The sequence below is a fragment of the Ruegeria sp. AL11 genome, assembly GCF_056540865.1.
The window spans coordinates 90483-115751 of sequence record NZ_JBQFXO010000008.1 but is presented as its reverse complement, the minus strand read 5'-3'; the positions used below and the strand labels follow the sequence as shown (position 1 = coordinate 115751).

Below are 25269 nucleotides of genomic sequence, written 5' to 3'. Positions count from 1 at the left end.
CTGCATTACCGCTGCTCAAGTTGGTCGTGTTGTTAGTTTTGGAACCCAATCATCCCTAAAAGAAAGAGTGGACTGGCTGTTCAGTCAACACGGTTTTGAATCTGGCCGGTTCTAAGGCGCCATCTAACGAACGGTTATGCTCCGTCAATCCTGGTTTCTGGCAACGTTACAATAAGGCTGCCTTTGTCATGCACCGACCAAGATGTGAAGGTCAGACTTGGACTTGTGATGTCATTCCAGAGACTTGAGCTCTGTAGCCTACTATTCAGGCGAGGTCTGTCACTCGTTTGCAGCAATCAAACCCTTGCCTTTTCGAACTCGGCCCATGCGGTTTCAAAGGTTTCAAAATCAAACCCGGATTGGCGTGCAGCATCCAAGACTATACGCTCTGTCACAAGCAGTTTCTGGATTGCCGCTTCTAGATGCACAATGATATCCTCTGGTATCACCAGTGCTCCATGACGGTCAGCGTGTATCAGATCACCTGGGCTTACCGTCAGACCAAACACGGAAACCGGAGTATCAATCTCGCGTATGTGGACGAACCCATGGCTCGGGCCGACCGAACCAGCGATGACGGGAAACCCATCGGGTAGGTCCCCAAGATCGCGCATCACGCCATTGGTGACGACCCCCGACATACCGAACCCTTTGTGGACCGATGTGTTGATCTCACCCCAATAGGCGCCGATACAGTCCGGGTAGTCTACATCCTCGATCATCGCGACAGATGGCTTTGGGGCTTCGGCCATATATTTGTAATAGGCCATGCGCCGCGCCCGGATCACATCTGCTGGCTCGGTTGGCGGGTGAATAGCAGCGATCTTGGCGGTGCGTGCATAGCCGACAATTGCTGGCTCATCGGGGGCAGAGCACTGCATGGTGCCCAGGGTGAACTGATCAAAGCCTCGTTTACCCTGCGCCACTTCAATGGCGTTGCAGACGGTGGGCGTGTCGACCTTGCGAAGCAGAGACAGAAGCGATGGGGTCATGTGTCCTCCAGCCAGCGGATCAGGGCCGCCGTGGTTTCTTGTGGTTGTTCCAGTGTGGGCAGGTGCCCTGCGTCTTCAATGATCGTCAGCACGCTGTCCGGCAGAAGATCGTGCATGAGTTGGTGGCGTTCGACAGGGCAAAGACCGTCGGCACGCCCGCACAGAACCAGCGTTTTGCAGGTATAGGCCGAAAGGGTCGCGCGTTGGTCGTGGCGATCCATCAGCGCTTGCGACTGACGTAGAAAAACGTCCGGCCCCAGATCCGTGGCCATAGCCATGCACAGGTCCAGAATAGCGCCCTGTCGCGGACCATTTGCCAGATAGTTGGGCTTCATCTCATCGCGCATCACTTGCCGCAAGCGCCCCTCGCGCACGGCGGCCATCTGCGGCGCACGGCGCGCTTTGACCTCGGACGCTTCTGCCAGCGGGTTGGTGTCTAGCAAAGCGAGCCGTTCCACCCTATCCGGGGCCTGACGCAGCACTTCCATCGCAACGATCCCACCCATCGAAAGCCCCGCCAAAGCGAAGCGCGGAGGGGCATTGTTCAGAATTTCGGCGGCCATGGCCTCGACGCTGTCTTGCTGGCTTAGCGGGAAGCTCATAAACGGCACTCTGTTTGACAGCGCGTCGATCTGCGGACCAAAAAGGCGCGCGTCGCACATCATGCCGGGCAACAAGATCAAAGGCGTCATGACGCAGCCAGCTTTGCCCCTGCCGATAGCGCCGCCAATTTGGCATAGGCGATCTGCGGATCAACCGCTCCGAAGCCCGCAAAGGTACCAAAACCGCAATCGCTGCCTGCAATCACCCGATCCGCCCCAACGATGCCCGAGAAACGGTCGATGCGCTGCGCCACAAGCTCAGGGTGTTCGATGAAGTTGGTGGTGGTGTCAACAACGCCGGGCACCAGTACCTTGTCATCGGGTATCTCAACTTTCCGGTCGCGGAACACAGTCCATTCATGAGCGTGTCGCGGGTTCGAAGTTTCAAACAGCACATAGCGCGATTTGGTCGCCATCAGCGTGGAGAACACCTTGTCCATTGCGATGTCACAGCAATGCGGGCCCTCGTAATTTCCCCAACAGATATGCACGCGCACACGGTCCTGCGGGACGTTCTGCAGAGCATGATTCAGGGCCTCGACATGCATATTGGCGATCTTTACGAACGCGTCATCCGACAGATCGGTGAACAACATATGCCGTGAAAGGGCCAGATCAGGGCAATCCAGTTGCAGGTCCAGACCGGCGGCCACGATGGTTTCGTATTCTTCTTTCATCGCATCGGCCAGCGCGGCCAGATACGCCTCGCGCGTTGGGTAGTGGTCATTCTGCAGAAACAGCGAAATCACCCCTGGCGACGCGGCATTCATGAAGCCTCGGTCGATCCCATGTTGGGACATCGCCGACTTAAGGTTTTCGATGTCCTTCTGCAACTCGCCTTGCCCTTTTGAACGTACCTCGCCCGTACACATGGGGCGCGCATATTTCGGGGTGCCTCCATCATCGGCCAGACGCTGCAAAAAGCTGGGAAACATCTTCAGATCCGCAGGTGCATTGCGCGGGCTGTCACCGGAAAACCCGGTATAGCGGTCCTTGACATAGGTGGCGTAGGAAATCTTCGAGGTCTCGCCATCGCTGACGATATCCACCCCGGCTTCGACCTGTTTGCGCACCGTCTCGGAGACCGCTTTGGTCATGCATGCATCAAAACCTGCGGCATCATAGGGCTTGCCGTTTTCACGGGCGAAGATGTAGTCCACCACGTCCTGCGAGCGGGGCAGGGATCCAACATGCGTGGTCTTTACGGTCATCGGGGCCTCCTCAGATTTTGTGAGCCATCAGGATTGTGTGGCTTTGGGTTTCAGGGTCTTCGGCCAGAAACCCGGTCAATTGCAGCCCGTTCTCTTCAAGGCAAACAGCATAGCCTGCCGGAGACAGCGAGGCGTGATAGACGCGTTCCGATCCAACGGTACCACTGTCCTCTCCTGCGCGGGGACCGACGGTCAGCATCAGCATTCCACAGGGCCGCAAATGACGGGACATACGGGCGATACAATCCGTTTGCTCGTCCGCTGTCAGATGGAAAAAGCTGTTCCAGGCGATGATGCCATCGAAGGTCTGATCCAGTTCGAAATCGCGCATATCGCCATGACGCCAATCGCCATCGGGCCATCGGGTTCGGGCAATAGTCAGCATCGCTTCGGAAAAATCGACACCCGTGACGTCAAACCCTTCGGCCTTGAACCACCGCGCAATGGGATCGCCTGTCCCGCAACCTAAATCCAGAACGCGATCGCCTGGCTTCAGGCTGGCAGTGAAGCGCGCCAGCCAGCGCGCTTCGAACAAGGCCTTTGAGCGGCGCTTGTCATAGTCGGTCGCCTGCCGTTCATAGACTGCATGGGTGTCGTTTGGATCTGCGTTCATCCTGTCCAAGTGGCTCCTGCCGGGTCATCGGTCGCCGTAATCCGGTACAGACCTGCCTGTCCGGTCATCGACGGTTCAACGCTATAGCGTTCCCCTGGCAGAACCAAGGCAGTGTCTCCATTTGACAGAGTGGTCTCATATCCATCAATCGAGATGCGCCAGTGACCGCTGGCGGGCATTAGAACAACTGGCTTTTCAGCGACAATCGGATCATTGACACTCGACCCGCGCCCGAGGAAGTCGACCTCGAACCCCGGTTTATCTTTGATCAGAGCGTTTTCGCCAATCACCGGTGCCGGTTTATTGGCCGACAGCGCCATCAGATCCCAGTAGCGGGCGACGTATTTGCCCACCACATCCTCGACCGGCACCTCGGGGTAGTCTTTCAACTGTTCCTCGGTCAGCAGCGGCATCGGGCGCACGTTGTGGGGCAGCTCTTGGCCTTTCTTGCTGTCATACAGAACGCCATTGTCACCCAGCATCAGCCCGTGGGCCTGCGCGTCCTGAATGACTTGCGGTGCCCATGTCACGCCACCCCCGGCATCGTCACCGCCGAGGATCGACATGATCATCCCATAATCCTGACCGACATTTTCGAACCCGCGAAAAATGCCGGTTGGAATGTTGAAGATGTCGCCTTCTTCGGCAATGAACTCACCCGCAGTGCCATAGCGACCCCAGAAGAACCGCCAGCGGCCCTTGGCGACAAAGAACACTTCGGCCGTGGTGTGGCTGTGCAGAGAGTTCCGGCATTTTGGAGGCTGGCCCGCAGCGCCGATGTTAAAGCCGATCTTGTCGGTGATGTGGACGTGCTGGTCGGGCGATTCCGAGACGCCGCCGCCGATAATGGTGAAGTTCTCTTTCTGGTCACTGCCCGGCGTATGGGCGTCGATAAAGGCGGTTTTGCAGGGCTGCAGCTCGCCGTAGCGGACGATGCGTTGTTGGATTGTGCTCATGATGGTCTCCTTGAAAATGGGGGTGATGGGATCAATCCCGTCCCCCGGGAGGTCGATTATTCAAACGCCGAGCGCGCAGCGAGGCGCGATGCGTGTGAAAGCGCCGCGCCGCCTGACTGGCGTTCAGGGAGAGGCCCATCGCAGCCACTCAGCCCTCCTGGTCTTGTAGCAGGATCTGTTTCCAGACCGAGGTCTCGTCGAACAGGGTATATTCCCGGCGCAGCTGCGGCTGGCCGCTGATCAACTCGCCGAACTCGCCGTGGCTGATGCCCAGAACATAGACCTGCGCACCGGTTGGCGCGCCAAAGACACCCCAGCCATCATGCTTGCCCCATAGGCTCCAGCGGATCGCGGCGCGAGGGGGCATGTTCGGGTCGTCGCGGCCAATCTGGTGTTCGATCTTGAACTCGGCGTTCGGAAAGCTGGCGCGCAAGCCCATCCAGAACCGATCCACCGAGTCCCAGCCGTGACCGGTGATCCCGCCTACATATTCGGACTGAACAGCGCGATCATATTCGGTTTCGATTGCGCCCATATCGGCATTCATGATCCGGGTCAGGATATCGGCGTAACGCTGCCCCCATTCATTGTCGTTGCCGGTGCCCTTGTAGGGGCCGGGCTGGTCGATCTTGGGTGTCAGCGGTTTGACGCAGTTCTCAGGTCCACCTTCGCGCGCAATTAAATCGGCGGCGTATTCCTTGGGGTCCCAACCCATCTGACGCACGATCGCCCCCTGATCGCGGATCAGCCATTCGTCGTTGATCTGATTGTCGATGGCGTGGCAGTCGGCGAGAATCCGATAGCGCAATTTGGTTCCGGTCGCTTTTCCATAAACTCCCTCGGCCAAATGTGTTGCGGTCGAGATGATCCGGTGCGAACTCAGCATCCCCTCTTCCGGCGTACCGGACCAGATAACATCCTCGCCAAGCAATTGACGGTCGGGAAACTCGGCCAGCGTCGCCATGGTCGCGCCGATGACGTTCTGGTTGCCCAGCACCACCGACCCGGGCGAGCGCACGACGATATCCTTGCTGTAATAGTCATGCAGCGTGGCGATGCCACGATCTTCCCAGATCTCTTTGGTGATCCCGATGATGTAATCCGGGAAGTCCCGGAATTTCGGATCAAAGCCCTTCATGTCTCAGTCCTTTGTGGTTTCCACCCCTTCGGCAAACGCGCCGAGGTCCGCACGATCAGCGGCCCGTCAATGGCCACTTTACGCGGTTCGGCCGTGGCCGGGGTGTCGATATGGTCAAGCAATGCGGTGACGGTTTCAGCCACCATCAGATTTGCGCGCTGGCGGATTGTCGTCAGGTTGTAGGCAGGCCACCCGGCGGGCGGCACGTCGTCATAGCCGATGACCGAAACATCCTCGGGCACACGCAGACCCAATTCGAAGCGGATCACGTCCATCACGGCCAAAGCCATGTGATCATTGGCCACAAATACCGCGTCGGGCCGTTTGCCGGGTGCCACATCAAACATCCGGCGGGCGGCGGCCCGGGCGTTTTCGGTGTGGAAATCTCCGACATCATGGGCGAACACATCCTGCCCGCCTTCTGCCAATGCCGCACGGAACCCGGCCTCGCGGTCGCGCTGGGTCGAGGCGCCCTGCCAACCCGCGATATAGGCGATACGCTTATGCCCTCCGGCCAGCAGAAACTCGGCCACTTTGCGCCCGCCCGCATAGTTGTCCGAGGCCACCGTTGTGATCCCGTCCAGATCTTGCGTACGGTTGAACAATACAACCGGAACACCGGCCTGCTGGCAGCGCGTGGCAATATCCGAGGACATCGGAACCGAGGCCAGTATAACCCCGTCAACCTGATAATCCAGAATCTCGTCCATCACGTCGTCAATATTCCCGGCTGAGCGTGAGGCCATGAAAATCAGCACGTGATAGCCCTGTTCCTGCAGCGCGTTGGAGAGCTTTTCCAACGCCTCGGGGTAGAAGTAATTCTCGAGATACCCCACCACCAGACCGATGATCCGGCTTTTGCCCGACACCATCGCGCGGGCCAGAACATTGGGCCTGTACCCCAGTTCGGCGGCCGCCTTGCGCACTTTGTCTTCGGTCTTTTTGCTGACCGAGGCACCGGGCGTGAACACTCGGCTAACCGCCGACTGGCTGACACCGGCCAGTTGCGCAACCTGCAGGGATGTGACCTTTTCAGCCATCAGGTTTCTCTCTGAACAGTGCAGCCAGCAGTTTCATCCCAGCATCTAGACCCATCGTCGGCATACCGCGCGGTACGGTCGGGTCGTGAATGCTCAGCCATGCATTGCCATCGTGGTATTGATTCAGGGATTGCAATGCCGCCATTGAACCTTCGGTTTTTGCTATGTCCCGAAGACCGTCTATGGCATGCATCGGAGCTGTTTTTACAAACGCACGACCGCGCTGTTCACGTTGCTCACGAAATTCGGAAACCATAGCCTGGCTTTCGTCCTGCTTGGACACACCTTCATGGTCCCAACGTTTTGCGTCACGCATGACGGGGGCAACCCGCTCGGTCCAACGAAAACCGCGCGAGATCGTCGGAACCGCAAAGGTCAAATCGCAACAGGCATCCATTACCCCGCGCAGACTATCCGGTATTTGGAAGTCACCCCGGGTGTCCGGCAGTTGGCTTCCGGGGCGCTCGCCCAGAAACTGAACAAATAGCTGATGCACCGTATCGGCATCGGGTTCGTTCAGTTTACCGATCAGTTGCTGCGCATCTTCCCGAACAGAGTCTTTGTCGATCTGTTTCAATCCGTATTCGTCCAAGATCGGGCCAAAACGCCCCCATAAGTGATGCGGTTCCTCATTCTCCATCCCGGCTGAGGGTCGATAGATCATCGTTTTGCCTTCTTCCACGATAGCATCAAGGATCGCATCCCGTAGTCTGCGTTGAATGCTGATATCCTTGTCGTCATAGCGCATCAGTCCGCCGTCCACCCGCCGTCAATCAGCATCGAAGTGCCCGTCACCAGCGCTGAGGCGTCTGAGGCCAGATAGGTGACCGCGCCCATGATGTCTTCGACTTCGCCCACGCGGTCCAGCTTGATCTTGTCCATGATCCACGCGGCGCGTTCTGGGTTGTCGAAGGTGGATTGTGTCAGCGGTGTGCGGATGAAAGTCGGGCAGACCGTGTTGATGCGGATGCGCTGTTTGCCCCATTCGATCGCCATGGCTTTGACCATGCCCTCAAGCCCGTGTTTGGTGGCACAATACAGCGCCCGGTCCACACCGCCCACGTGGCCCATTTGGCTTGAGATATGGATGATCGATCCTGGCCGCCCGGCCTCAAGCAGCGCCTTGGCCGCGTAGGATGACAGAAAATAGGCCGAGCGCAGGTTGATATCTGTCACCGCGTCGAAATCCTCGGGCGTGGTGTCGATTGCCGGGCTATGGCGGGCGGTTCCGGCGGAATTGACCACCACATCAAAAGGGCGGACTTCGAACAGTTGTTTCAGCGCCTGCAAGTCACCCTGATCCACCACCACAGCCTCGGCCGACCAGCCCTGCGCCTGCAGCGCGGCGACAGTCTCAGCCAGTCGATCTGCCCCGCGCGCCGCACAAACCACATGCGCCCCGGCTTCGGCAAGCGCGACGGCACAGCCCTGACCGATACCCGAGGAGGCACCGGTAACCAGCGCGGTTTTACCGCTCAGCGAAAAAGAGGGGGTGCGGGGCAGATCAGTCATCAGCTCATTCCATCCGGTATTTCAATTCGGCCCATATTCCGGGCCTTGTTGAATTCCCGCAGACGGGCGAACACGTCAACGCCAAGTTGGCGATAAGCGTCCAGAAGATCGACCAGAACCCAGTTTTCGCGGATCAGGCCATTCTCGAGCCGCCAGAAATCAAGGCTGCGCATGGTGATCCGCTGGCCCGAGGGCGCAATCCCCATCCAGCCGTCATGGGTTACCGTCTGGATCATGTTCGGCCAGCCGGTGACGGCGGCATATTCGCCATCGCCGAAGAAGTGATAGGTGATGTCATCCACATACTGCCCGCGATCCGGCATCCCGTTCAGGAACGGAATCTGGTGCCAGTTACGAAACCCAGCATAGCCGCGCCCGGTGCCGATCCCCGCCGGACCGTACCAGTTCATGCGGGGGTGCCAGAACTTCTCCATCTCCATCACCTCTGGCCCGCCTTCCGAAGGGTGTTTCTTGAGGTGATCCAGCATGTCGATGATGTGCTGGCATGTCTGCTGGCCTTTGGCGGCATCATATGGCCCCGGCACCAGACCATCCTGCGTGGCGGGACCCGGCACATGCCATTCGAGCCCCAGACTTGGGGCCATGGGCCAGGCGTTGGCCTGCATCATCACTTCGGGGATGTCCCACAGCGCCTGCATCTCGACGATCTTGCCGTCGCTGAAGCGATAGAATTCATGGAACCGCATCGTCACCTGATGGCCGGTCGGCGGGATATCCAGCCACGGTCCGGTGAAGGTACCGGTATAGTAGCCGCCGCAACCGACCCAATCCGCGCCGTGTTCATCCGGCCCGGCTGTGACGATGTAGTCGCGCCGTTCCAGATCAGGCCACGCGTTCAGCAAACCTTTGTAAGCGGTGTCATAAAACGCATCACTACCGTTGCTGTCGCCGAACGGGTGGCACAACCGAAACAGGGCATCCGGAGCGCTGACATTTGCCAGCGCCTGCCGCACACCCGTTTCTGTGAAGTCATACATAGCCGCCCTGATTTGCGCGATCAGCGCTTTGTGCTGCGTATGGATGTCACTCATTCCGCGGCGTCCCGATAGGGGGCTGCCTCGCCATAGGGGACGTTGATCCCGCCATAGCGGCGGACGCGGACGTTGCATTGCTCGGCATGGCCCACGAAGCCTTCCAGCATACACAGGCGCGAGCCATATTCGCCGATCAGCGTCGCCGCTTCATCGGTCAGAACCTTCTGATAGCTGTGGGTTTTCAGGTATTTCCCTACCCATAGCCCGCCGGTGTAGCGCCCAGCCTTTTTGGTCGGCAGCGTGTGGTTGGTGCCAATCACCTTGTCGCCATTCGACACATTGGTGCGCGGGCCAAGGAACAGCGCACCGTAGCAGGTCATGTTCTCAAGGAACCAGTCATCGCGATCGGTCATCACCTGCACATGCTCGGAAGCGATGTCGTCGGCGACTTTCAGCATTTCGTCATAGGTGTCGCAGACAATCACCTCGCCATACTCGGCCCAGGACACTTTCGCAGTGTCGGCGGTGGGCAGGATGCCCAGCAGGCGGTCGACCTCGGCCAGAGTATCCTCGGCCAGTTTGCGCGAATTGGTCAGCAACACGCAGGGGCTGTTATAGCCATGCTCGGCCTGACCCAACAGGTCGGTTGCGCAGAGTTCCGCGTCTGCTGCGGTCTCGTCGGCGATCACCATGGTCTCGGTCGGACCGGCGAACAGGTCGATGCCCACGCGGCCAAACAGCTGGCGCTTGGCTTCGGCCACAAAGGCGTTGCCGGGGCCAACCAGCATGTGGACGGGATCAATGGTTTCGGTTCCCAGCGCCATCGCGCCGATGGCCTGAATGCCGCCCATCACATAGATCTCATGCGCGCCGCCCAGATGCATGGCTGCGATCACCGCCGGGTTCGGCTTGCCCTGAAACGGAGGTGTGCAGGCGATAATGCGCGGCACGCCCGCCACGCTGGCCGTCGCCACCGACATATGGGCCGAGGCCACCATCGGGAACTTGCCGCCGGGCACGTAACAGCCCACCGATTGCACGGGGATATTTTTGTGGCCTAAAATGACGCCGGGCAGGGTTTCAACCTCTATATCCAGCATCGAGTCCCGCTGCGCCTGTGCAAAGTTGCGCACCTGTTCCTGGGCGAATTTGATATCGTCCAGCTCGCGCTCGGTGAGTTGGCCGATCAGATCGTCGATCTGCTCCTGCGACAAGCGGAACGAGGCGGGGGAATAGTTGTCGAACTTCTCGCTCAGCTCGCGCACGGCGGCATCACCGCGGGTTTCGATGTCTTTCAGCGTGGCCTCGACCACGGCTCGGGTCTTTGCGTCATCTTCGGCCCGGTCAGCGTCGGATTTGCCGCGTTTCAGATACTCGATTGCCATAATCCTGTTCCTTACTTGTCGGGGCGGGGCGCGGTTTTGTCACCCCGGTCATAGGCTTCCCAGCCCTCACCGTTAAACAGATCGACCCCCAGCTGCGCGGCCACATGGGCGAAATCCACATTCACCCAGTTATCGACGATCTTGCCGTCGACAACTTTCCAGAAATCCATGTAACGGATTTCAACCCGCTTTCCGGTGGGGGCGATGCCCAGAAACTCGCCGGAATGGGTGGCTTCTTGTCGGCCAAAGGCGGCGGCCCATTCGCCCATATAGAGGCGTGCCTCATCGATGCAGGTTTTGTCCGAAAACGCGGCCTGGAAGGGGCGCTGCCAGTTGTCTTGAAACTCCTTCAGGCCGGTCTTGGTGCCACAGCCCTGATTGCCCATCCAGCGGAACCCCTTTGAGAAGAACTCGCCGATATCGTCAATACGGTGGTCGTTCAGACCGTCCACCATGGTTTCGATCACGCGGCGCGTGTCTTCGGTTTTGCTCAGATCCGTATCACGGGTCAGAACGGCTTGTTCCGGGCGGGAACCCTTCATTTCTTTATCCTTTTACTGCGCCAGCGGTCAGTCCGCTTACGATTTGGCGTTGGAAGATCATCACAAGGAAGAACAGCGGGGCGATGATCGACACCGCAGCGGCTACCGCGACCACCTGATCGGTTGTCGTCGTCTCGCGGTTGAACATGCCCGCAATGGCGGGGACCATCGTCTGGTTCTGCGCATCGAGTAGCAGCGAGGTCACCAGAAAGTCGTTATAGGCCAGCAAGAAGCTGAACAGCCCGGTCGTGATCACCCCCGGCCACATCACTGGCATGATCACGCGACGGAACGCCTGAAAGTGGTTGCAGCCATCAACCCGCGCGGCCTCGTCCAGTTCGGCCGGGATGTTCTGGAAGAACGAGCGCAGCATCCAGATCGTGAACGGCTGGTTGATCGCCACCAACACCGCGATCACAGCGAAAGGCTTGCCATATAGCGTCGGTGCATTCTCACCCAGAATGGGCGCCAGCCATTCGGCTGAGTTGATGAAGACCGGCAGATAGCCTGCCACCAGAACCGAATGCGGCAGCGCGCGGAAGATTAGCGCGATCAGCAAAATCCAGAAGGCCAGTGTCGAGCCCGACCGCGCCAGCCCATAACCCGCCAGCGTGCCTACGGTAAGCGATACAGTCACAACCCCGGCGGTCACGATCAGCGAGTTTTTGAAGTTGTTGGAAAAGCCCCGGTCGACCCAGACGGTTTTGTAATGCTCGGTCGTCACGCCCAGCACATCGCGACCCAGAGGGCCGAACAGCGGGTTCAACACGTTCAGAACCGCAGGCAAGACCACAAAGAACACCAGCAGGAAGGCGATCAGGGCAACAAGCACTCCGACCACCCAACCGAACCACGCCTGACCCGGCGCGGTGTATTCCCTGATCTTCGTGGGCAGCACCTTTGTCACGACCATGGCCGCACCCCAGATCACTGCGATCCCTAGAATGATATCTAGAACCGAAAGTCCGTTCCCTGTGGCCAGCGTCGCCGGGCCAAAGATCACGTTCAGCGCGTTGCTATCATAGGCGTCAACGGGGGATTTGACGCTCATGATCGCGATCCAGACGATCGGGAAGGCGGCGACAAGGCACCAGAACGCCAGGAAGATGTTCGAGGTCAGCCGCAGGCTGAGAGGTTGGCGAAGCGCGCGCGAGGACATATCAGTGGCCTCCTTTATGGTCGCGCCAGGTGCGGCGCAGCGGCAGGATCAGCAGAATGACGATCCCGATCATGGTCAGCATCGCGCTGGCCGAGGCCCGACTGATCGACCGGTTGCCCGCCTGATCCGGCACGAGGAAGTCGAAGGTCAGCCATTGCAGCGAGATGACATAAGCCTGGCTGGAGAAACCGACGATCTCTTCGAACACCCTGTAGGCGTCCATCAGGTGAATCATCGACACGAAGATGATCAGCGGCATCAGATGCGGAATGACGATGTATTTCATCCGCTGCCAACGCGTCGCACCATCGATCACGGCGCTTTCGAGACTGTCCTGATTGACGGTCTGCAGCCCGGCATAGAACACAACGGCCGCAAACGGGGCCACGTGCCAGACGCGATAGAACATCATCAATATTTCAATTGTCCAGGCCTGCGCGAACAGGGCGATGTCTCGGTTCAACCACCATTCCAGAAGCGCCGTCAGGATGCCGTCACCACGAAACAGCCAGTTGATCGACAGCGCGCCGATCACCGGCGTGATGATGAAAGGCAGCAGCGAGATGAAGATGACCGGCCCGCGGATCGACCCCGCGGCGTTGTTGATCAGAACCGCGATGCCCAACCCGAACCCGATAACCAGAGGCAGCGTGATTAGCGTGAAAGTCAGCGTGAATCGCAGCGCCTTCCAGAAATTTATGGTGGACAAGACCGACCAGTTGCCCTCGGTGATCGCGCGCCAGGCCCGCTCGGGTTCCAGCACATTGCGATAGCTTTGCAGGCCGACATATTCGGTCTGTGTGATCACCTCGCCATGTTCGTCCAGCTTGGGCTGCGATTTCTGCTCGGTCACACAGGTCTGGGTCAGGAAGCCAGGGGTGCAGGTTTCGACTTCGACCATCTCATAGACGGGTTGGGTGATGTAAAAGCTCTGCTTGAACACGCTGACCAACGGGAAAGCGATAAAGAGAAGCATCATAAAGACAGAGGGGCCAACAAAGGCGGCAAATGTCCTGAAATTCATGGCTCTGCCTTTCTCATGGTTCTCGGGTGGGGAAATAGGGAGGGCACGGGGCCCTCCCCGGGGAGGATCAGTTGCTGATCAAACCAGCTTCTTTCGCGGCGGTGATGTAGTCCGCCTCGATATCGGCCAGCGCAGTCTGTGCGTCCTTGGCGCCGGTCAGGTAGTCGGCCAGACCGTTACCCAGGGCGCTGTGCAGAACACCCATGGCGGCGCTGGCCGGGTAGGCCCCCGCACCGTTTTCCGCCGAGGCGGCAGCGCCTGCAGCCAGTTCACCTGGCTGGTAGGCCGCGTTCAGCCAGACGGCGGTGTCATTGTTGGCACTGACCATGTCACCGTCGATCCCTTCCATGACCAGACGGAAGGCGGCGTCGGCCTCCTCATCGCTCATGTTCGAGGCCAGAACGATGCCGTCCCACCAGATCGTGGTCGAGGGACGCTCGGATCCCATCGGAGCTGAGGCCATGGTGACCTTGCCGACTACCTGGCTTTCTGCCTCGTCATTCATGGCAGCGGCGCGGCTGGCCCACAGGTTCGCCATGGCGATCTTGCCCTGTTGGAACTGCTGCTGCACATAGGTGGAATCGGACACGAGGTATTCGGGATCCATGAACTCGGTCATGGCCTTCATCGTCTCGAGCGCCTTGACGCCTTTTTCGTTGTTGATCGCGGGCATGTTGCCCTCGCCGATGAACGTGCCGCCTTCGCCCATATACATGTTGACGAATTCCTGAGCCAGGTTCCAACCGGTTTTGAAGGTGCCGCCGATTGGGTATTCCATCACGCCGGCCTCTTTGATCTTGGCGGCGGCGGCCAGAACGTCGTCATAGGTCTTGGGCTCTTCAATGCCCAGTTCGGCCAGAACATCATTGCGATACATCAGGTGCTGCGCGTTCACCATCATGGCGATCGCCATCACCTTGCCATCTACCTTGATCAGCTGGTTGGGCAGCAGGTCTTGCCCGTATTTTGCAACCAGATCATCCAGCGGACGGATTGTGCCCGCGTTCAGAAGCGGGATCATGGTTTCATTCGCTACGCCGCCAATCTGATAAAGCGAGGGGTCGGCCGCAAAAGCTTCGGGCTGCTTCTCGCGGAATTCCTGATCCAGCGAGGCGCTGAAATTGCCGCATTCGGCCATTGCGTCCGTCACTGCTTTCCAGGCTTCGAACCCCGCCGACAGCGATTTCAGCGGCACTTCGTTTTCATAGGAACAGGCTGCCGATGCACCGCTTGCCGCGATGGCCATGGCGCCTGCCATTAGGATCGTCTTGAGTTTCATGCGTTTCTCCCTGTCAGGATGGGTCCGTCGTCGACGCCCGGACCGCTGTTATGCCCCGAAGGGCCGTTGGCGGGGTTACTCCCCGATCCGCGCACCGCTTCCAGCTTCGAAGAGGTGACAGATTTCTGTTGGCACCGAGAATGAGACATCATCCCCGATCTCGGCGCGGAAAGATTTGTCGGCCTTGACCGACACCAAAGCCCCACCGACCCGGACCGAGATCATGGTCGCGTCGCCCAGAAGCTCCAGCGTGTAGATCGGTGCGGTGATCTGGCCCGCGCCTTCGGCAAGGCTGGCATCCTCGGCCCGGAAACCCAGTGTCATGGCGCCATCGGGTGCGTTGACCGGGATTTCGACATGTTCCGCACGGAACACGCCGCCCGCGACCTCACCCTCCATCAGGTTCATGGCGGGTGAGCCGATAAAGCTGGCCACAAAGGTATTCGCTGGTCGGTCATAGATTTCGGTCGGGCTACCGACCTGCTGCACCACGCCCTGTTTCATCACCACAACGCGGTCAGCCAGTGTCATCGCCTCGATCTGGTCGTGGGTCACATAGATCGTGGTCACCGCCAGCTCATGGCTGAGGTTCTTGATTTGCGCCCGAGTCGAAACCCGCAGCTTGGCATCCAGGTTCGACAGAGGCTCGTCCATCAGGAACACGTTCGGTTCACGTACGATGGCGCGGGCCAGGGCCACGCGCTGCCGCTGACCGCCCGACAGTTCGGCGGGTTTGCGATGTAGGAATTCGTCCAGCTCGACCATCGCGCTGGCGCGACGAACCTTGTCGTCATGGGTCGCCGGGTCGATACCGCGCACCTTTAGCGGGAAGCGGATGTTCTCATAGACGTTCATGTTGGGGTAGAGCGCATAGCTTTGGAACACCATCGCTACATCGCGGTCCTTGGGCTCCAGATCGTTGACGACCTTGCCGTCGATCAGGATATCGCCCTCAGTCACGTCCTCAAGCCCGGCGATCATCCGCATCGTGGTGGTTTTGCCGCAACCCGATGGTCCCAGCAGCACCAGAAACTCGCGATCTGCAATGGTTAGGTCAAAATTGTGGACCCCAACAAACGAACCCCATCGTTTGCCGACGTTACGCAGTTGAATTTCCGCCATGGTGCCCCCAACTAGGATTCGTTTTGCATACGTTTGCAAAACTGTAATTCGCATATATCAAATCAGGCAAGACTTTTTTGCATACGTATGCAAGAATGTGGAGAATACCCGATTCATTCTAGCGACACAAAACGCGCAACACCCTGACACAAATGGAAAATACCGTGACCTTCCAGAAAGAGAAAAAAGTTATCTCTGACTTTCATTCCGCATTGGATTCAGCGACGCCCCAAGACGTTCCTAGCGTCATGAGTCGTTTCTGTACGCCTGATTCACTGTGGCGCGGTTTTCACCCGTTCAACTTGATCAATGATGCAGAACAGGTGGGCCAGCAATTCTGGATGCCCCTGAAATCCAGTCTGACACGATTGCAAAATCGGGTGGATATCATGTTCGCCGGGCAGAATTCGCTGCGTGATGAATCAGATGTGTGGGTCGTCACTATGGGGCATTTGATGGGCCTGTTCGACCATCCCTGGTTGGGCATTCGCCCGACCGGAAAGCTTGCGTTTCTGCGCTATTGCGCCTTCTACAAGGTCGCCGACGGCAAGATCACGGAAACGGCGATGTATTTCGACATACCACACCTGATGGTGCAGGCCGGGCAGAACCCGTTTCCTCCGCAAACAGCGGCGCATCTGGTGCAACCCGGCCCAATGCCACATGACGGCCTGCTGCTCACGGAACAGCCGGTTGCAGAGGGTGAGAAAACACTGGCATTGATCAATGCGATGATCTCGGACCTTGGCCAGTGGCAAGGCGGGTTACCGCTTGAGGAAGAGTTGGCCAGAACCTGGCATCAAGACATGATCTGGTGGGGGCCCGAGGGGATAGGTGCGACCTACACGATCGAACGCTATGCCAAGCAACATTCGGGACCGTTCCGTGCGGGTTTCAAAGACCGGTCAAAGACCAAGCATATCTGCCGTCTAGCCGAAGCGCATTATGGCGGCTTCTTTGGCTGGCCTAACTTCACCGCAACGCCCTCAGGAGGGTTCATGGGTATGCCGGCCACTGGCAAACCGGGTGAGTTCAGGGTGATCGACATTTATCGCCGTGCCGAGGACAAACTGGCCGAAAACTGGATTTTCATAGACCTGCTGCATTTCTGGAAACAACAGGGCGTCGACGTATTGGGTCGCACTGCTGGGATCGAAACACCATGAAGATAGACGCACATCACCATCTGTGGGATCTGAACGCCGTGGAGTATCCTTGGTTGATGGAAAAGGGCGCCGTTCGGTTTTTTGGCGACCCCACGCCGATCCAGCGTGACTACTTGTTGCCAGAGTATCGCGCGGATGCGTCGGCACAGGGCTTCTCGGCTTCGGTCCATATCCAGGTCGGCGCCGCCGATCCCTGGGCCGAGGCGCAGTGGGTGCAATCCGTGGCCGATCGATATCCTGACTGGCCGCTGGTTCAGGTCGTATTTTGCGATCTGACGGCCAACGATCTAGAGTACCAGCTGGACCGCTTTCAATCGCTACCCTCGGTTCGGGGTGTTCGTCAGATCGTTGGGCGCGCGCCCGGCGAAGATGCCAAGACCGGCACAATCAAATTGCTTGAAAACCCGGATTTCCGGACCGGCTTAATTGCCGTGGGCGAGCGGGGCCTTTCCTTTGACCTACAATTGCTTCCCGAACTGATGGAGCAAACTGCCGAAGTGCTTTCTCAGGCACCACGCACGCCTGTTGCTCTTTGCCACGCAGGCTCACCACATGACCGCAGTGCCGAGGGATTAAGTCATTGGGAAGAGGCGCTTAGTTCCCTGTCTAAACTGCCGCAGGTCCATTGCAAACTATCTGGGCTTGGCATGTTTGATCACAATTGGAGCGCCCAAAACGTCGCGCCAATCGTTTCAACCTGCTTGTCGCAATTCGGCGCAGATCGTTGCATGTTCGGATCGAACTTTCCGGTCGACAGTCTTTCTTCTACTTACCTTGAGCTGGTTTCGCGCCTTCAAGAACTGATCCCTGACGCGCATCAGAACAGCGTGTTCCAAGATACTGCAAAGAGGTTCTACCGTTTTGAATGAGGTTGGAAACTGTACTCGAAGTTGATCGGCCCGTTGCAATTGAGGGTACCGCGTGGGGCGATACGTTTAGATATGCGCACGCCCGGATTCATTCGGTTTCAACATGTCAGGCAATCACAGCCAGACTTTCGACTTCAAATTAAAACCGAGCCAGGCAGATCAGGCCGCTCATGCGAACGGCATAGATCTCTTTGGTGGATCGACACCTCTCAAGGAGAGTTTGGTGCATAGGCCAGATAGTTTTCCTGAATTGAAATCTGGTCCGCGATGAACTTTGCATCGTGCCAAACGCCCCAGATAAACGAGGACCCACGGCGCGATTGCCACGGCAGCCCGACGAAGTAAAGTCCGGGCACCGGAGAGACTCCACGCTGATGGATCGGTCTGCCCCGGTCGTCCAGCGTGTCTGCCTCCAGCCAGTCATAGTCAAACTGGAACCCTGTTGCCCAAATCACGGTGCGGATATTGTTGCGCTCAAGGTCCAGCTCGCGAATTGGGTCTGACACACAGGCGGGATCGTCCCCTACGACCCAGGCCTCGGGCTCTTCTGGTAGGTCCATGCCGGTGCGCGCAACATAGGCATCGGCGGCTTCGAGCAGGGACAACATGTTTGCGTCGCCCGCATCGAGATTGGCTTTGAGATCATCGGCGATATGGAGAACGCCGTTTTCATATCCCGACGATATCCCCAGCAAAGTGATACCGCGCTCGGCAAGCTTCCTGAAATCTACGGTTTTGCCGCCATGCGCGCCACTGACAGCGATCGTGACATGCTCGGTGCCGGGCGCCGGTGTATCCAAATTCCAAATGCCGAGAACGCCCAGCCACCAGACATTGTCTCTCCCACGATAGCGACGCGGAGGTCGGTCATGGGGGCCAATGGAGAAGAAGACTTCGCGCCCAGCATCGTGCAACTCGGCCGCGATCTGCGATCCGGAGGAACCTCCGCCGATGACCAGAACGGCGCCCTCAGGCAAAGCCTCGGGATTGCGATAGGCGGTGGAGTGCATCTGCAGAACGTCAGAGGTTTCGGGGATGATTGGCGGAATCGCCGGTTTCTGAAACGGCCCCGTGGCACAGACGAGGTGGCGCGCTTCTATGGGACCTTGCGAGGTTTCGACTAAAAAGCCGGCGCGGTTTTCATGCGGGCGCGCACGCGTCACCGTAACGCCTGTGCGCACGGGCGCGTCGATCATTTTGGCATAGTCTTCAAAATACTGGGCCACGCATTCCTTGCGCGGAAACGCGTCGCGGTCGCCGGAAAACTCCAAGCCCGGGAAGCGATCATGCCATGCCGGACCATTTGCAACGAGTGAATCCCACCGTTCGGATCGCCAACGTTCGGCAATGCGGCCCCGCTCTAAAAGGACGTGTTCAATGCCTTGGGCACGGAGATGCTCGCTTGTGGCAATGCCCGCCTGACCTGCGCCAATCACCACCGTGTCGAAGTTTTCCATCGCGTCACCTTTTTTGCCGAGCTGGGTATCTGTTGGCCCGGCTGCTTCTTTTGCTTGTGCAACCCTAATTTTGTATCATCTTATGTCGATTAGATTTTACCTAATCACCGGTAAGATAGACTTTTGGTTTGTTTCCGGCAAAAGCCGTCTCAGTATGTGAATGCGGTGGCCGCCCGCGACTCAGGCAAAGAGGTTCGTTCATGCCCAAAGACCACGTTGATCCTATCGCAGCACTGCGCGCGAATACCTCGGTCCCATTTGAACGTGCGCGGGCCATGCCGACCGAGGTCTATACCGAGCAGAGCTTTGTCGATGCAGAGCTTGAGCACATCTTCCGCAAAGACTGGTACTGTGTGGGCCGGGCCGACGCCTTGTCGTCTGTCGGGGACTATGTCGCTTGCGAACTGGCCGGGCAGCCAATCGTTGTGTTGCGTGACAGAGACGGCGAGCTGCGCGCGATGAGCAATGTGTGCCTGCACCGCATGTCGACACTTTTGCATGGGCGCGGGAATGCCAAGACAATCGTCTGCCCCTATCACGCCTGGACCTACAACCTCGACGGCAAGCTACGCGGAGCGCCCGCGATGAAGCAGAACGAGGCGTTTTGTAAAGAAAACTACGCGTTGCCTCAGGTCCGCTGCGAAGAATGGCTAGGCTGGGTCTTTGTCTGCCTTGATCCAAATGCAGCCACCGTGGCCGAGCAACTGTCTGAAGTCGCGACCATGATCGAAGGCTACGACATGGCCAACTATTCCGAGGCGTTCTACGAAGAACACGTCTGGGATACCAACTGGAAGGTGTTGGCCGAGAATTTCATGGAAAGCTACCATTTGCCGGTGTGTCACGCGGGCACGATTGGTGGATTGTCGCGGCTGGAGGACATGATTTGCCCACCCGGCAGCGCGGCCTTCAACTACCACACGATTCTGAAGGATGAATCCCTGCGCATCGCCATGGCTCATCCCAGCAATGATCGGCTAAGAGGCGATGAACGCCGCACGACCTTTCTTCTGGCGCTTTATCCAAGCCTGATGATCACGCTGACGCCAGGGTATTTCTGGTATCTGTCCTTGCATCCCAAAGGGCCGGGTCAGGTGCATATCCGCTTTGGCGGTGGCATGTCGAATGACTTTGCGGACGACCCGGATGCACAAGACAATTTCACTGCGCTCAAGGCGCTCCTGGATGACGTGAATGTCGAAGATCGTGGCTGTACCGAAAAAGTGTTTCGGGGCCTATGTTCAGACGCAGCAACGCCAGGGCATCTCAGCCATCTGGAACGCCCGAACTATGACTTTGCGCAGTATCTGATGGCAAAGATCGACGCAGGAGGCGCGTCCTAAATATGGCTCACACCCGCATCCGCCCTTTCAATACCGGCGATACCTACCCTGAACAGTCGCTCGACAATGACTTGTGCCAAGCCGTTGTCACACGCGGCGGGAGTACTGTCTGGATGCGCGGGCAGTGCCCGCAGAACCTGGATGATGCCAAGAACATCGACAGCCACGACCCGGCAGAGCAGACCCACAAGGTGATGCAGAACATCAAGCAATTGATCGAAGAAGCAGGCGGCGAAATGGAGCATCTCGTCAAGGTGGTCGTCTATATCACCGATGTCCGCCACCGTGAGGCTGTGTATCGGACCATGGGCGAATACATCAAAGGCGTGCATCCTGTTTCGACCGGGCTTGTGGTGCAGGCTCTGGCACGGCCCGAATGGCTGGTGGAGATTGACGCCACCGCCGTGATCCCGGACTAGCCCCGTGACTTTCTCTCTTGTGGCCCGCTGCGCACAGACCGGCATGTTTGGCATGGCGATCTCGTCTTCTTCTCCGGCGGTAGCAGCCCGTTGCGCCTATGCCCGTGCAGGCGTTGGTGCGGTGGCAAGCCAGAATGTCACCGATCCGAGCCTTGGTCCAAAGACGCTCGATCTGATGGAACAGGGCGCCTCGGCTGAGGTGGCGGTGAGCCAAATCACTGGTGAGGCCGCGCATATCGCGTACAGGCAGCTTCTGGCAATTGACGGAAACGGAACCACAGCCATCCACTCAGGCCAAAACGTGCTGGGCAACTGGAACGAGGCGCAGGGCAGGGATGTTGCATCGGGGGGCAATCTTCTGGCCCATGATGGTGTGCCCGCCGCCATTGTGTCCGCTTTTGAGGACGCGACGGGTCACTTGGGTGATAGGCTGGTTGCTGCAATGCGCGCTGGGCTTGCTGCCGGGGGCGAGGCCGGGCCTGTGCATTCCGCGGGTCTGATGCTGGTCGACAAAGTCAGCTGGCCCGTGGCCGACCTGCGGTGCGACTGGACCGAGGATTGCCCCATTGAAGCGGTTGCAACCGCCTGGAACGTCTACAAACCACAACTGGACGATTACGTGCGCCGCGCACTCGATCCCTCCGCCGCGCCCTCCTATGGCGTGCCGGGGGACGCGTAAGACATAACAACAAGGGAGGCCGGGATGACCCATTTGCGAACGAAACTTCAAGACTTGGCCGCCTTGCCCGCGGATCGCCCGATGGGTATGCCCGGTGCATTCTACACCTCACAAGAGCAATTCGACCACGAGGCGCAGACTGTGCTGCGCAGCGGGTGGCATTGCTTGGGTCGGGTCGACGAAATTCCGGAACCCGGTGATTTCTTCACTGTCCAGCTTCTGAATGAACCCTTGCTTGTCGTGCGTGGCGATGAAGGTGAAATCCGCGCGCTGGCAAATGTGTGTCGGCATCGCGGCATGCCGCTGGCCGAAGGAAGCGGTAATACAAAGCGGTTTGTATGCTCATATCACGCATGGGCCTACGGGCGCGACGGTGCATTGCTGCGTGCCCCACGAATGGAGAATGCGGGCTTTGATCCCAAATCCTGCCGGCTGCCGGAACACCAGGTGCAGCTTTGGAACGGGTTCATCTACGTGAACCTGACGCCGGACGCCCCGCCGTTTGAGCACCCCGAGCTTGATGCCATGCTGGCACCCTATGAGACTGAGGATTTCCGCCTTGTGCATGTGGCTGAAGAGAACTGGCAGACCAACTGGAAATGCCTGGTCGAGAACTTCATGGAAGGCTACCACCTGAGTGTGGTCCATCCGCAAACCCTTCACGGCTACACCCCGTCGGGGCTGTCTCGCAAGCTGGTCAGCGGGGATGGCTACACCTCCTACGCTGCCAATTACCCTGATAATATCACGCCGCGCGGAGACGGCGCAGCGGGCCTGAGCGAGGCAGAACGAAAACGGTCGTCCCTCTTTGCGAAGTTTCCCACGCAGGTGGCCAGCCAAGCCGCCAGCCTGCTCGTATCGTTGTCTATTTTCCCGATCAACGCGAACCTGATCCGCGTCAAATGGACGATGTCCGTCTATCGCGATAACCTCGATCACGACACGATCCAGGGGCGAATCGCGCTCTGGGAAGAGGTCAACCGCGAGGATCGCGAAAAGCTTGAGCGCATGCAGGTCGCGCTGCATTCTGCCCACGCGATCGAAGGGCCGCTGGCAGGGGATGACTATGAAGGCACGATCCGCGATTTCCAAACATGGCTGGCCCAACAGGATAGTGCCCCTGATCTGGCCTGAGACTATGCGAGCCGCTAAGACCTCTGACAACATCTCTAAAATAGGAGCGTCTGCGTGCCGCGTCTGACCCTCCGGCAGTTGGAGTACCTTGTTACGGTTGGCGAAACAGGCAGTATAGCGCGGGCTGCAGACCGGTTGAACGTCTCGTCGCCGTCGATCTCATCTGCCATCACCCAGCTTGAAGAAGAGTTGGCGATTTCGCTGTTTGTGCGGCAACACGCGCAGGGCCTGTCACTGACACAAGGTGGGCAAAGGGTGTTTGAAAAAGCCCGCCAGGTCCTGAACGACGCGAGAGAGATCGCAAACATTGCCGCCGATATTTCAGGTACGGCGCGCGGCCCTCTCGCAGTGGGCTGCCTCCTGACCTTTGCGCAACTTGTCTTACCGCGGTTGCGGCGCGGGTTTGAAACCGGATTTCCCGATGTCAGGATCGCCCAGAAAGAACTGAACCAGGCAGAGATATTCAACGCGTTGCAACGGTCCGAGATCGACATTGCGCTGACCTATGACATGGATATTCCAACCGACTTGAATTTCATCGGGCTGGTGCGCCTGAACCCATTTGCATTGCTACATGCCGGGCACGAATTGGCGACACGGACATCCGTATCCATTGATGATCTGGCGGACCTGCCAATGATCCTTCTCGATTTGCCGATCAGCACCGACTACTTCCTGTCGCTGTTTACGGCATCCTCGCGCCAGCCTCGCATCGTGGAGTTGACAAGAGACATGGCCGTGATGCGTTCGATGGTCGGTAACGCCTTTGGCTATTCCATCGCCAATGTGCGCCCGCAAAGCAATACATCACCGGACGGCAATCCGCTTGTTTGCGTGCCGATTACCGGGCCGGTTCGGTCCTTGAGAATGGGCCTTTTGACCACCCACGGTGCGGAAAAGTCGCGCACGGTGTCTGCGTTCATAGACTATGCGCAGGCTCAGGCCCGCGCGGGCGCCTTCCGCGCCATCGGAGGAGAAGCGCTTTCATGAGTGTCTCGCTAGAGGTTCTGGAGCGTCTGGTTGCCTTTGAAACCGTCAGTGCCCGATCCAACCTCGATATGATCGCCTATATCGAAGACTTTCTGCGCAATCGCGGCTTTCGGGTCCAGCGCATCGTGGATCCTGACGAACCTAAGGCAGGGCTTTTTGCAGAAATCGGGCCATCTGTTGAAGGTGGGCTGTTACTCTCTGCGCATTCCGACGTGGTGCCAGTTGAGGGGCAGGATTGGAGCGTAAGCCCCTTCAAACTTACCCGACAAGAAGGCCGATTGTACGGGCGTGGAACGACCGATATGAAAGGCTTTCTGGCTGAGATGTTGGCCCTCGCCGATGCCGTGCACGGTCGGGAGCTGAAAACGCCCCTAAAGCTCTTGGTGTCTTACGACGAAGAGATCGGCTGCGTCGGGATTTCACGCATGAAAAAGCAGCTGCCGTCGCTGTTGGAGCGTCCCAGACTGGCCATTGTAGGCGAACCGACCGAGATGAAGGTCGCTATCGGCCATAAAGGCAAGCGTGCCTACCGCGCCGACATTAAAGGAGAGGCCGGACATTCCGCGCTCGCCCCGCAATTTGTCAACGCACTCCATGTTGCCGTCGATTTCGTCGCAAAGTTGCGCCAGATGCAGCAGAAGGCCCAACAAACCGGGATCCGCAACGACGCCTACGATGTTCCCTATACGACCTTCCATGTTGGCCAGCTGTCCGGCGGCACAGCTCTCAACCTTGTACCCGACAAGGCGACGCTTGTGTTTGAGTTCCGGCATCTGGCGGAAGATGACCCCGACGAGATCGAAGCCGAGCTTCAGCAGGCAGCAGACGCGGTTTTGGCCAAGTTTCCAACGGCTGCCCAAATCTCGCTTCGGGCGTTGGCGGGATACCCCGGGTTGTCAGTCTCCAGCTCTGAGCCAGAGGTCTCACTTGTCAAATCCTCTGGCGGCGGCGAAACAACCCACGTTGCATTCGGAACTGAGGCTGGCGTTCTGTCAGACCTTGGCATCGCGACAGTGGTGTGCGGCCCAGGGTCTATGGCGGAACAAGGCCACAAGCCTGATGAGTACGTTTCCGAGGAACAATTGGTTGCTTGTTCCCTCATGCTTGGAAAAGTCGCGAATGAGGTGTTGTTTGGCCTCTAGGGCAGATGTGTTTTTTGTGAGGTCAGTTGCGAAGCTTCCGACAATTGACGTCCACACTTGATGCGTATGAATGCCGTCTGCTCCGGTAAGGGGCGGTCCTGGATTGGCGTATTGTGGTAAGCGTTGTCCATTCTAATGGATCGGTCGCGTATCGTCAGAGATTGTTGCGGAGTCTAATGTGCCACAAACTTGCTACTGAACGACTTTGACGCAGCGTTGGCGAGATAGTTTGACCATTCAAATGTTTCGAATCGATTGAGAAGTGGTATGCTGCACTGCAGAAATCGAGGCGCCACGATGTTCCACTTGAACAGGTCAAAAGCTGTCGTCATCGGAGTGGCAAGCGATCGGTCGATCGCGTGGGGTTATGCACGCGCGCTGCAGTCGCAAAGCGAAGATGTCGCCAGGCCTTCTGAAAACCCGCGTCGTCACCGGGATAGCCAATTTTGGTGCGCTGCAGCAAAGCATGCACCCACACATCACTTCGCGACCATCGAAGA

General features: G+C 58.3%; 25 protein-coding genes. 8 read left to right on the top strand and 17 right to left on the bottom strand.

Going from position 1 to position 25269, the window contains the following annotated elements; translation table 11 throughout:
* Positions 1-296: 296 nt before the first annotated feature.
* The 16 genes from ACR0IP_RS14210 to ACR0IP_RS14135 all read right to left on the bottom strand — a co-directional run bounded on the left by ACR0IP_RS14210 (position 297) and on the right by ACR0IP_RS14135 (position 15570).
* Positions 297-992: an RraA family protein gene (locus tag ACR0IP_RS14210; RefSeq protein ID WP_480526251.1), complete on the bottom strand. Its 696-nt coding sequence runs from the start codon at positions 990-992 to the stop codon at positions 297-299.
* Complete coding sequence (locus tag ACR0IP_RS14205; RefSeq protein WP_480526249.1) at positions 989-1684, bottom strand: alpha/beta fold hydrolase; 696 nt, start codon at positions 1682-1684, stop codon at positions 989-991. The genes ACR0IP_RS14210 and ACR0IP_RS14205 overlap by 4 nt, the downstream gene beginning before the upstream one ends.
* Complete coding sequence (locus ACR0IP_RS14200) at positions 1681-2805, bottom strand: cobalamin-independent methionine synthase II family protein (RefSeq protein ID WP_170641182.1); 1125 nt, start codon at positions 2803-2805, stop codon at positions 1681-1683. Before ACR0IP_RS14200 ends, ACR0IP_RS14205 begins: the two co-directional genes overlap by 4 nt.
* 10 nt (positions 2806-2815) lie before the next feature.
* A complete protein-coding gene (locus tag ACR0IP_RS14195) occupies positions 2816-3418 on the bottom strand; it encodes a class I SAM-dependent methyltransferase (protein WP_480526247.1) in 603 nt (200 codons plus the stop codon).
* Positions 3415-4374: a cupin domain-containing protein gene (locus tag ACR0IP_RS14190; RefSeq protein WP_170641186.1), complete on the bottom strand. Its 960-nt coding sequence runs from the start codon at positions 4372-4374 to the stop codon at positions 3415-3417. The genes ACR0IP_RS14195 and ACR0IP_RS14190 overlap by 4 nt, the downstream gene beginning before the upstream one ends.
* 148 nt (positions 4375-4522) lie before the next feature.
* A complete protein-coding gene (locus ACR0IP_RS14185; protein ID WP_170380316.1) occupies positions 4523-5512 on the bottom strand; it encodes a nuclear transport factor 2 family protein in 990 nt (329 codons plus the stop codon).
* Positions 5509-6552: a LacI family DNA-binding transcriptional regulator gene (locus ACR0IP_RS14180; protein WP_425084655.1), complete on the bottom strand. Its 1044-nt coding sequence runs from the start codon at positions 6550-6552 to the stop codon at positions 5509-5511. The genes ACR0IP_RS14185 and ACR0IP_RS14180 overlap by 4 nt, the downstream gene beginning before the upstream one ends.
* On the bottom strand, positions 6545-7300 hold the full coding sequence (locus ACR0IP_RS14175; RefSeq protein ID WP_480526244.1) for a hypothetical protein: 756 nt from the start codon (positions 7298-7300) through the stop codon (positions 6545-6547). Before ACR0IP_RS14175 ends, ACR0IP_RS14180 begins: the two co-directional genes overlap by 8 nt.
* The gene (locus ACR0IP_RS14170; RefSeq protein WP_170661410.1) at positions 7300-8064 is read right to left on the bottom strand and encodes an SDR family oxidoreductase; all 765 of its coding nucleotides are present in this window, start codon (positions 8062-8064) and stop codon (positions 7300-7302) included. Before ACR0IP_RS14170 ends, ACR0IP_RS14175 begins: the two co-directional genes overlap by 1 nt.
* The gene (locus ACR0IP_RS14165; RefSeq protein WP_170692616.1) at positions 8064-9116 is read right to left on the bottom strand and encodes an ester cyclase; all 1053 of its coding nucleotides are present in this window, start codon (positions 9114-9116) and stop codon (positions 8064-8066) included. The genes ACR0IP_RS14170 and ACR0IP_RS14165 overlap by 1 nt, the downstream gene beginning before the upstream one ends.
* Entirely contained in the window at positions 9113-10444 is a 1332-nt protein-coding gene (gene hisD, locus ACR0IP_RS14160) for a histidinol dehydrogenase (RefSeq protein ID WP_170380319.1), read from the bottom strand. The genes ACR0IP_RS14165 and hisD overlap by 4 nt, the downstream gene beginning before the upstream one ends.
* Before the next feature lie 11 nt (positions 10445-10455).
* Entirely contained in the window at positions 10456-10986 is a 531-nt protein-coding gene (locus ACR0IP_RS14155) for an ester cyclase (RefSeq protein ID WP_170692619.1), read from the bottom strand.
* A gap of 4 nt (positions 10987-10990) precedes the next feature.
* Positions 10991-12145 (bottom strand): carbohydrate ABC transporter permease, encoded by a 1155-nt coding sequence (locus tag ACR0IP_RS14150; protein WP_170380321.1) that lies wholly within the window; start codon positions 12143-12145, stop codon positions 10991-10993.
* A gap of 1 nt (position 12146) precedes the next feature.
* Positions 12147-13169, bottom strand: coding sequence for a carbohydrate ABC transporter permease (locus tag ACR0IP_RS14145; RefSeq protein WP_170380322.1), 1023 nt, complete (start codon positions 13167-13169; stop codon positions 12147-12149).
* A gap of 67 nt (positions 13170-13236) precedes the next feature.
* A complete protein-coding gene (locus tag ACR0IP_RS14140; protein ID WP_170380323.1) occupies positions 13237-14448 on the bottom strand; it encodes an extracellular solute-binding protein in 1212 nt (403 codons plus the stop codon).
* A gap of 75 nt (positions 14449-14523) precedes the next feature.
* A complete protein-coding gene (locus ACR0IP_RS14135; RefSeq protein WP_480526241.1) occupies positions 14524-15570 on the bottom strand; it encodes an ABC transporter ATP-binding protein in 1047 nt (348 codons plus the stop codon).
* A gap of 152 nt (positions 15571-15722) precedes the next feature.
* Here ACR0IP_RS14135 and ACR0IP_RS14130 point away from each other — a divergent pair, with 152 nt between their 5' ends.
* Positions 15723-16736: a nuclear transport factor 2 family protein gene (locus ACR0IP_RS14130; RefSeq protein WP_480526239.1), complete on the top strand. Its 1014-nt coding sequence runs from the start codon at positions 15723-15725 to the stop codon at positions 16734-16736.
* Entirely contained in the window at positions 16733-17605 is an 873-nt protein-coding gene (locus ACR0IP_RS14125; RefSeq protein WP_480526237.1) for an amidohydrolase family protein, read from the top strand. The genes ACR0IP_RS14130 and ACR0IP_RS14125 overlap by 4 nt, the downstream gene beginning before the upstream one ends.
* Before the next feature lie 209 nt (positions 17606-17814).
* Here ACR0IP_RS14125 and ACR0IP_RS14120 read toward each other — a convergent pair whose 3' ends face one another.
* Complete coding sequence (locus ACR0IP_RS14120; RefSeq protein ID WP_480526235.1) at positions 17815-19062, bottom strand: flavin-containing monooxygenase; 1248 nt, start codon at positions 19060-19062, stop codon at positions 17815-17817.
* Between the two features lie 200 nt (positions 19063-19262).
* Here ACR0IP_RS14120 and ACR0IP_RS14115 point away from each other — a divergent pair, with 200 nt between their 5' ends.
* The 6 genes from ACR0IP_RS14115 to argE are packed head-to-tail and all read left to right on the top strand — an operon-like array spanning position 19263 to position 24769.
* Positions 19263-20405 carry an aromatic ring-hydroxylating oxygenase subunit alpha gene (locus ACR0IP_RS14115; RefSeq protein ID WP_480526233.1) on the top strand — a complete coding sequence of 381 codons (1143 nt, stop codon included), beginning with the start codon at positions 19263-19265 and terminating at the stop codon, positions 20403-20405.
* 2 nt (positions 20406-20407) lie between these two features.
* The gene (locus tag ACR0IP_RS14110; RefSeq protein ID WP_170473868.1) at positions 20408-20824 is read left to right on the top strand and encodes a RidA family protein; all 417 of its coding nucleotides are present in this window, start codon (positions 20408-20410) and stop codon (positions 20822-20824) included.
* Between the two features lie 4 nt (positions 20825-20828).
* A complete protein-coding gene (locus ACR0IP_RS14105; protein ID WP_480526231.1) occupies positions 20829-21503 on the top strand; it encodes a DUF1028 domain-containing protein in 675 nt (224 codons plus the stop codon).
* A 24-nt stretch (positions 21504-21527) separates the two neighbouring features.
* Entirely contained in the window at positions 21528-22637 is a 1110-nt protein-coding gene (locus tag ACR0IP_RS14100) for an aromatic ring-hydroxylating oxygenase subunit alpha (protein WP_170641211.1), read from the top strand.
* Positions 22638-22691: 54 nt separating this feature from the next.
* Entirely contained in the window at positions 22692-23627 is a 936-nt protein-coding gene (locus ACR0IP_RS14095; protein ID WP_170680104.1) for a LysR family transcriptional regulator, read from the top strand.
* Positions 23624-24769 (top strand): acetylornithine deacetylase, encoded by a 1146-nt coding sequence (argE, locus tag ACR0IP_RS14090; RefSeq protein WP_170692644.1) that lies wholly within the window; start codon positions 23624-23626, stop codon positions 24767-24769. The genes ACR0IP_RS14095 and argE overlap by 4 nt, the downstream gene beginning before the upstream one ends.
* The last annotated feature ends 500 nt before the right edge of the window (positions 24770-25269 follow it).

What these genes read in the sequence shown, in the direction of transcription:
- ACR0IP_RS14210 (WP_480526251.1), bottom strand. Translation starts at nt 992, where the DNA reads ATGACCCCATCGCTTCTGTCTCTGCTTCGCAAGGTCGACACGCCCACC.
- ACR0IP_RS14205 (WP_480526249.1), bottom strand. Translation starts at nt 1,684, where the DNA reads ATGACGCCTTTGATCTTGTTGCCCGGCATGATGTGCGACGCGCGCCTT.
- ACR0IP_RS14200 (WP_170641182.1), bottom strand. Translation starts at nt 2,805, where the DNA reads ATGACCGTAAAGACCACGCATGTTGGATCCCTGCCCCGCTCGCAGGAC.
- ACR0IP_RS14195 (WP_480526247.1), bottom strand. Translation starts at nt 3,418, where the DNA reads ATGAACGCAGATCCAAACGACACCCATGCAGTCTATGAACGGCAGGCG.
- ACR0IP_RS14190 (WP_170641186.1), bottom strand. Translation starts at nt 4,374, where the DNA reads ATGAGCACAATCCAACAACGCATCGTCCGCTACGGCGAGCTGCAGCCC.
- ACR0IP_RS14185 (WP_170380316.1), bottom strand. Translation starts at nt 5,512, where the DNA reads ATGAAGGGCTTTGATCCGAAATTCCGGGACTTCCCGGATTACATCATC.
- ACR0IP_RS14180 (WP_425084655.1), bottom strand. Translation starts at nt 6,552, where the DNA reads ATGGCTGAAAAGGTCACATCCCTGCAGGTTGCGCAACTGGCCGGTGTC.
- ACR0IP_RS14175 (WP_480526244.1), bottom strand. Translation starts at nt 7,300, where the DNA reads ATGCGCTATGACGACAAGGATATCAGCATTCAACGCAGACTACGGGAT.
- ACR0IP_RS14170 (WP_170661410.1), bottom strand. Translation starts at nt 8,064, where the DNA reads ATGACTGATCTGCCCCGCACCCCCTCTTTTTCGCTGAGCGGTAAAACC.
- ACR0IP_RS14165 (WP_170692616.1), bottom strand. Translation starts at nt 9,116, where the DNA reads ATGAGTGACATCCATACGCAGCACAAAGCGCTGATCGCGCAAATCAGG.
- hisD (WP_170380319.1), bottom strand. Translation starts at nt 10,444, where the DNA reads ATGGCAATCGAGTATCTGAAACGCGGCAAATCCGACGCTGACCGGGCC.
- ACR0IP_RS14155 (WP_170692619.1), bottom strand. Translation starts at nt 10,986, where the DNA reads ATGAAGGGTTCCCGCCCGGAACAAGCCGTTCTGACCCGTGATACGGAT.
- ACR0IP_RS14150 (WP_170380321.1), bottom strand. Translation starts at nt 12,145, where the DNA reads ATGTCCTCGCGCGCGCTTCGCCAACCTCTCAGCCTGCGGCTGACCTCG.
- ACR0IP_RS14145 (WP_170380322.1), bottom strand. Translation starts at nt 13,169, where the DNA reads ATGAATTTCAGGACATTTGCCGCCTTTGTTGGCCCCTCTGTCTTTATG.
- ACR0IP_RS14140 (WP_170380323.1), bottom strand. Translation starts at nt 14,448, where the DNA reads ATGAAACTCAAGACGATCCTAATGGCAGGCGCCATGGCCATCGCGGCA.
- ACR0IP_RS14135 (WP_480526241.1), bottom strand. Translation starts at nt 15,570, where the DNA reads ATGGCGGAAATTCAACTGCGTAACGTCGGCAAACGATGGGGTTCGTTT.
- ACR0IP_RS14130 (WP_480526239.1), top strand. Translation starts at nt 15,723, where the DNA reads ATGGAAAATACCGTGACCTTCCAGAAAGAGAAAAAAGTTATCTCTGAC.
- ACR0IP_RS14125 (WP_480526237.1), top strand. Translation starts at nt 16,733, where the DNA reads ATGAAGATAGACGCACATCACCATCTGTGGGATCTGAACGCCGTGGAG.
- ACR0IP_RS14120 (WP_480526235.1), bottom strand. Translation starts at nt 19,062, where the DNA reads ATGGAAAACTTCGACACGGTGGTGATTGGCGCAGGTCAGGCGGGCATT.
- ACR0IP_RS14115 (WP_480526233.1), top strand. Translation starts at nt 19,263, where the DNA reads ATGCCCAAAGACCACGTTGATCCTATCGCAGCACTGCGCGCGAATACC.
- ACR0IP_RS14110 (WP_170473868.1), top strand. Translation starts at nt 20,408, where the DNA reads ATGGCTCACACCCGCATCCGCCCTTTCAATACCGGCGATACCTACCCT.
- ACR0IP_RS14100 (WP_170641211.1), top strand. Translation starts at nt 21,528, where the DNA reads ATGACCCATTTGCGAACGAAACTTCAAGACTTGGCCGCCTTGCCCGCG.
- argE (WP_170692644.1), top strand. Translation starts at nt 23,624, where the DNA reads ATGAGTGTCTCGCTAGAGGTTCTGGAGCGTCTGGTTGCCTTTGAAACC.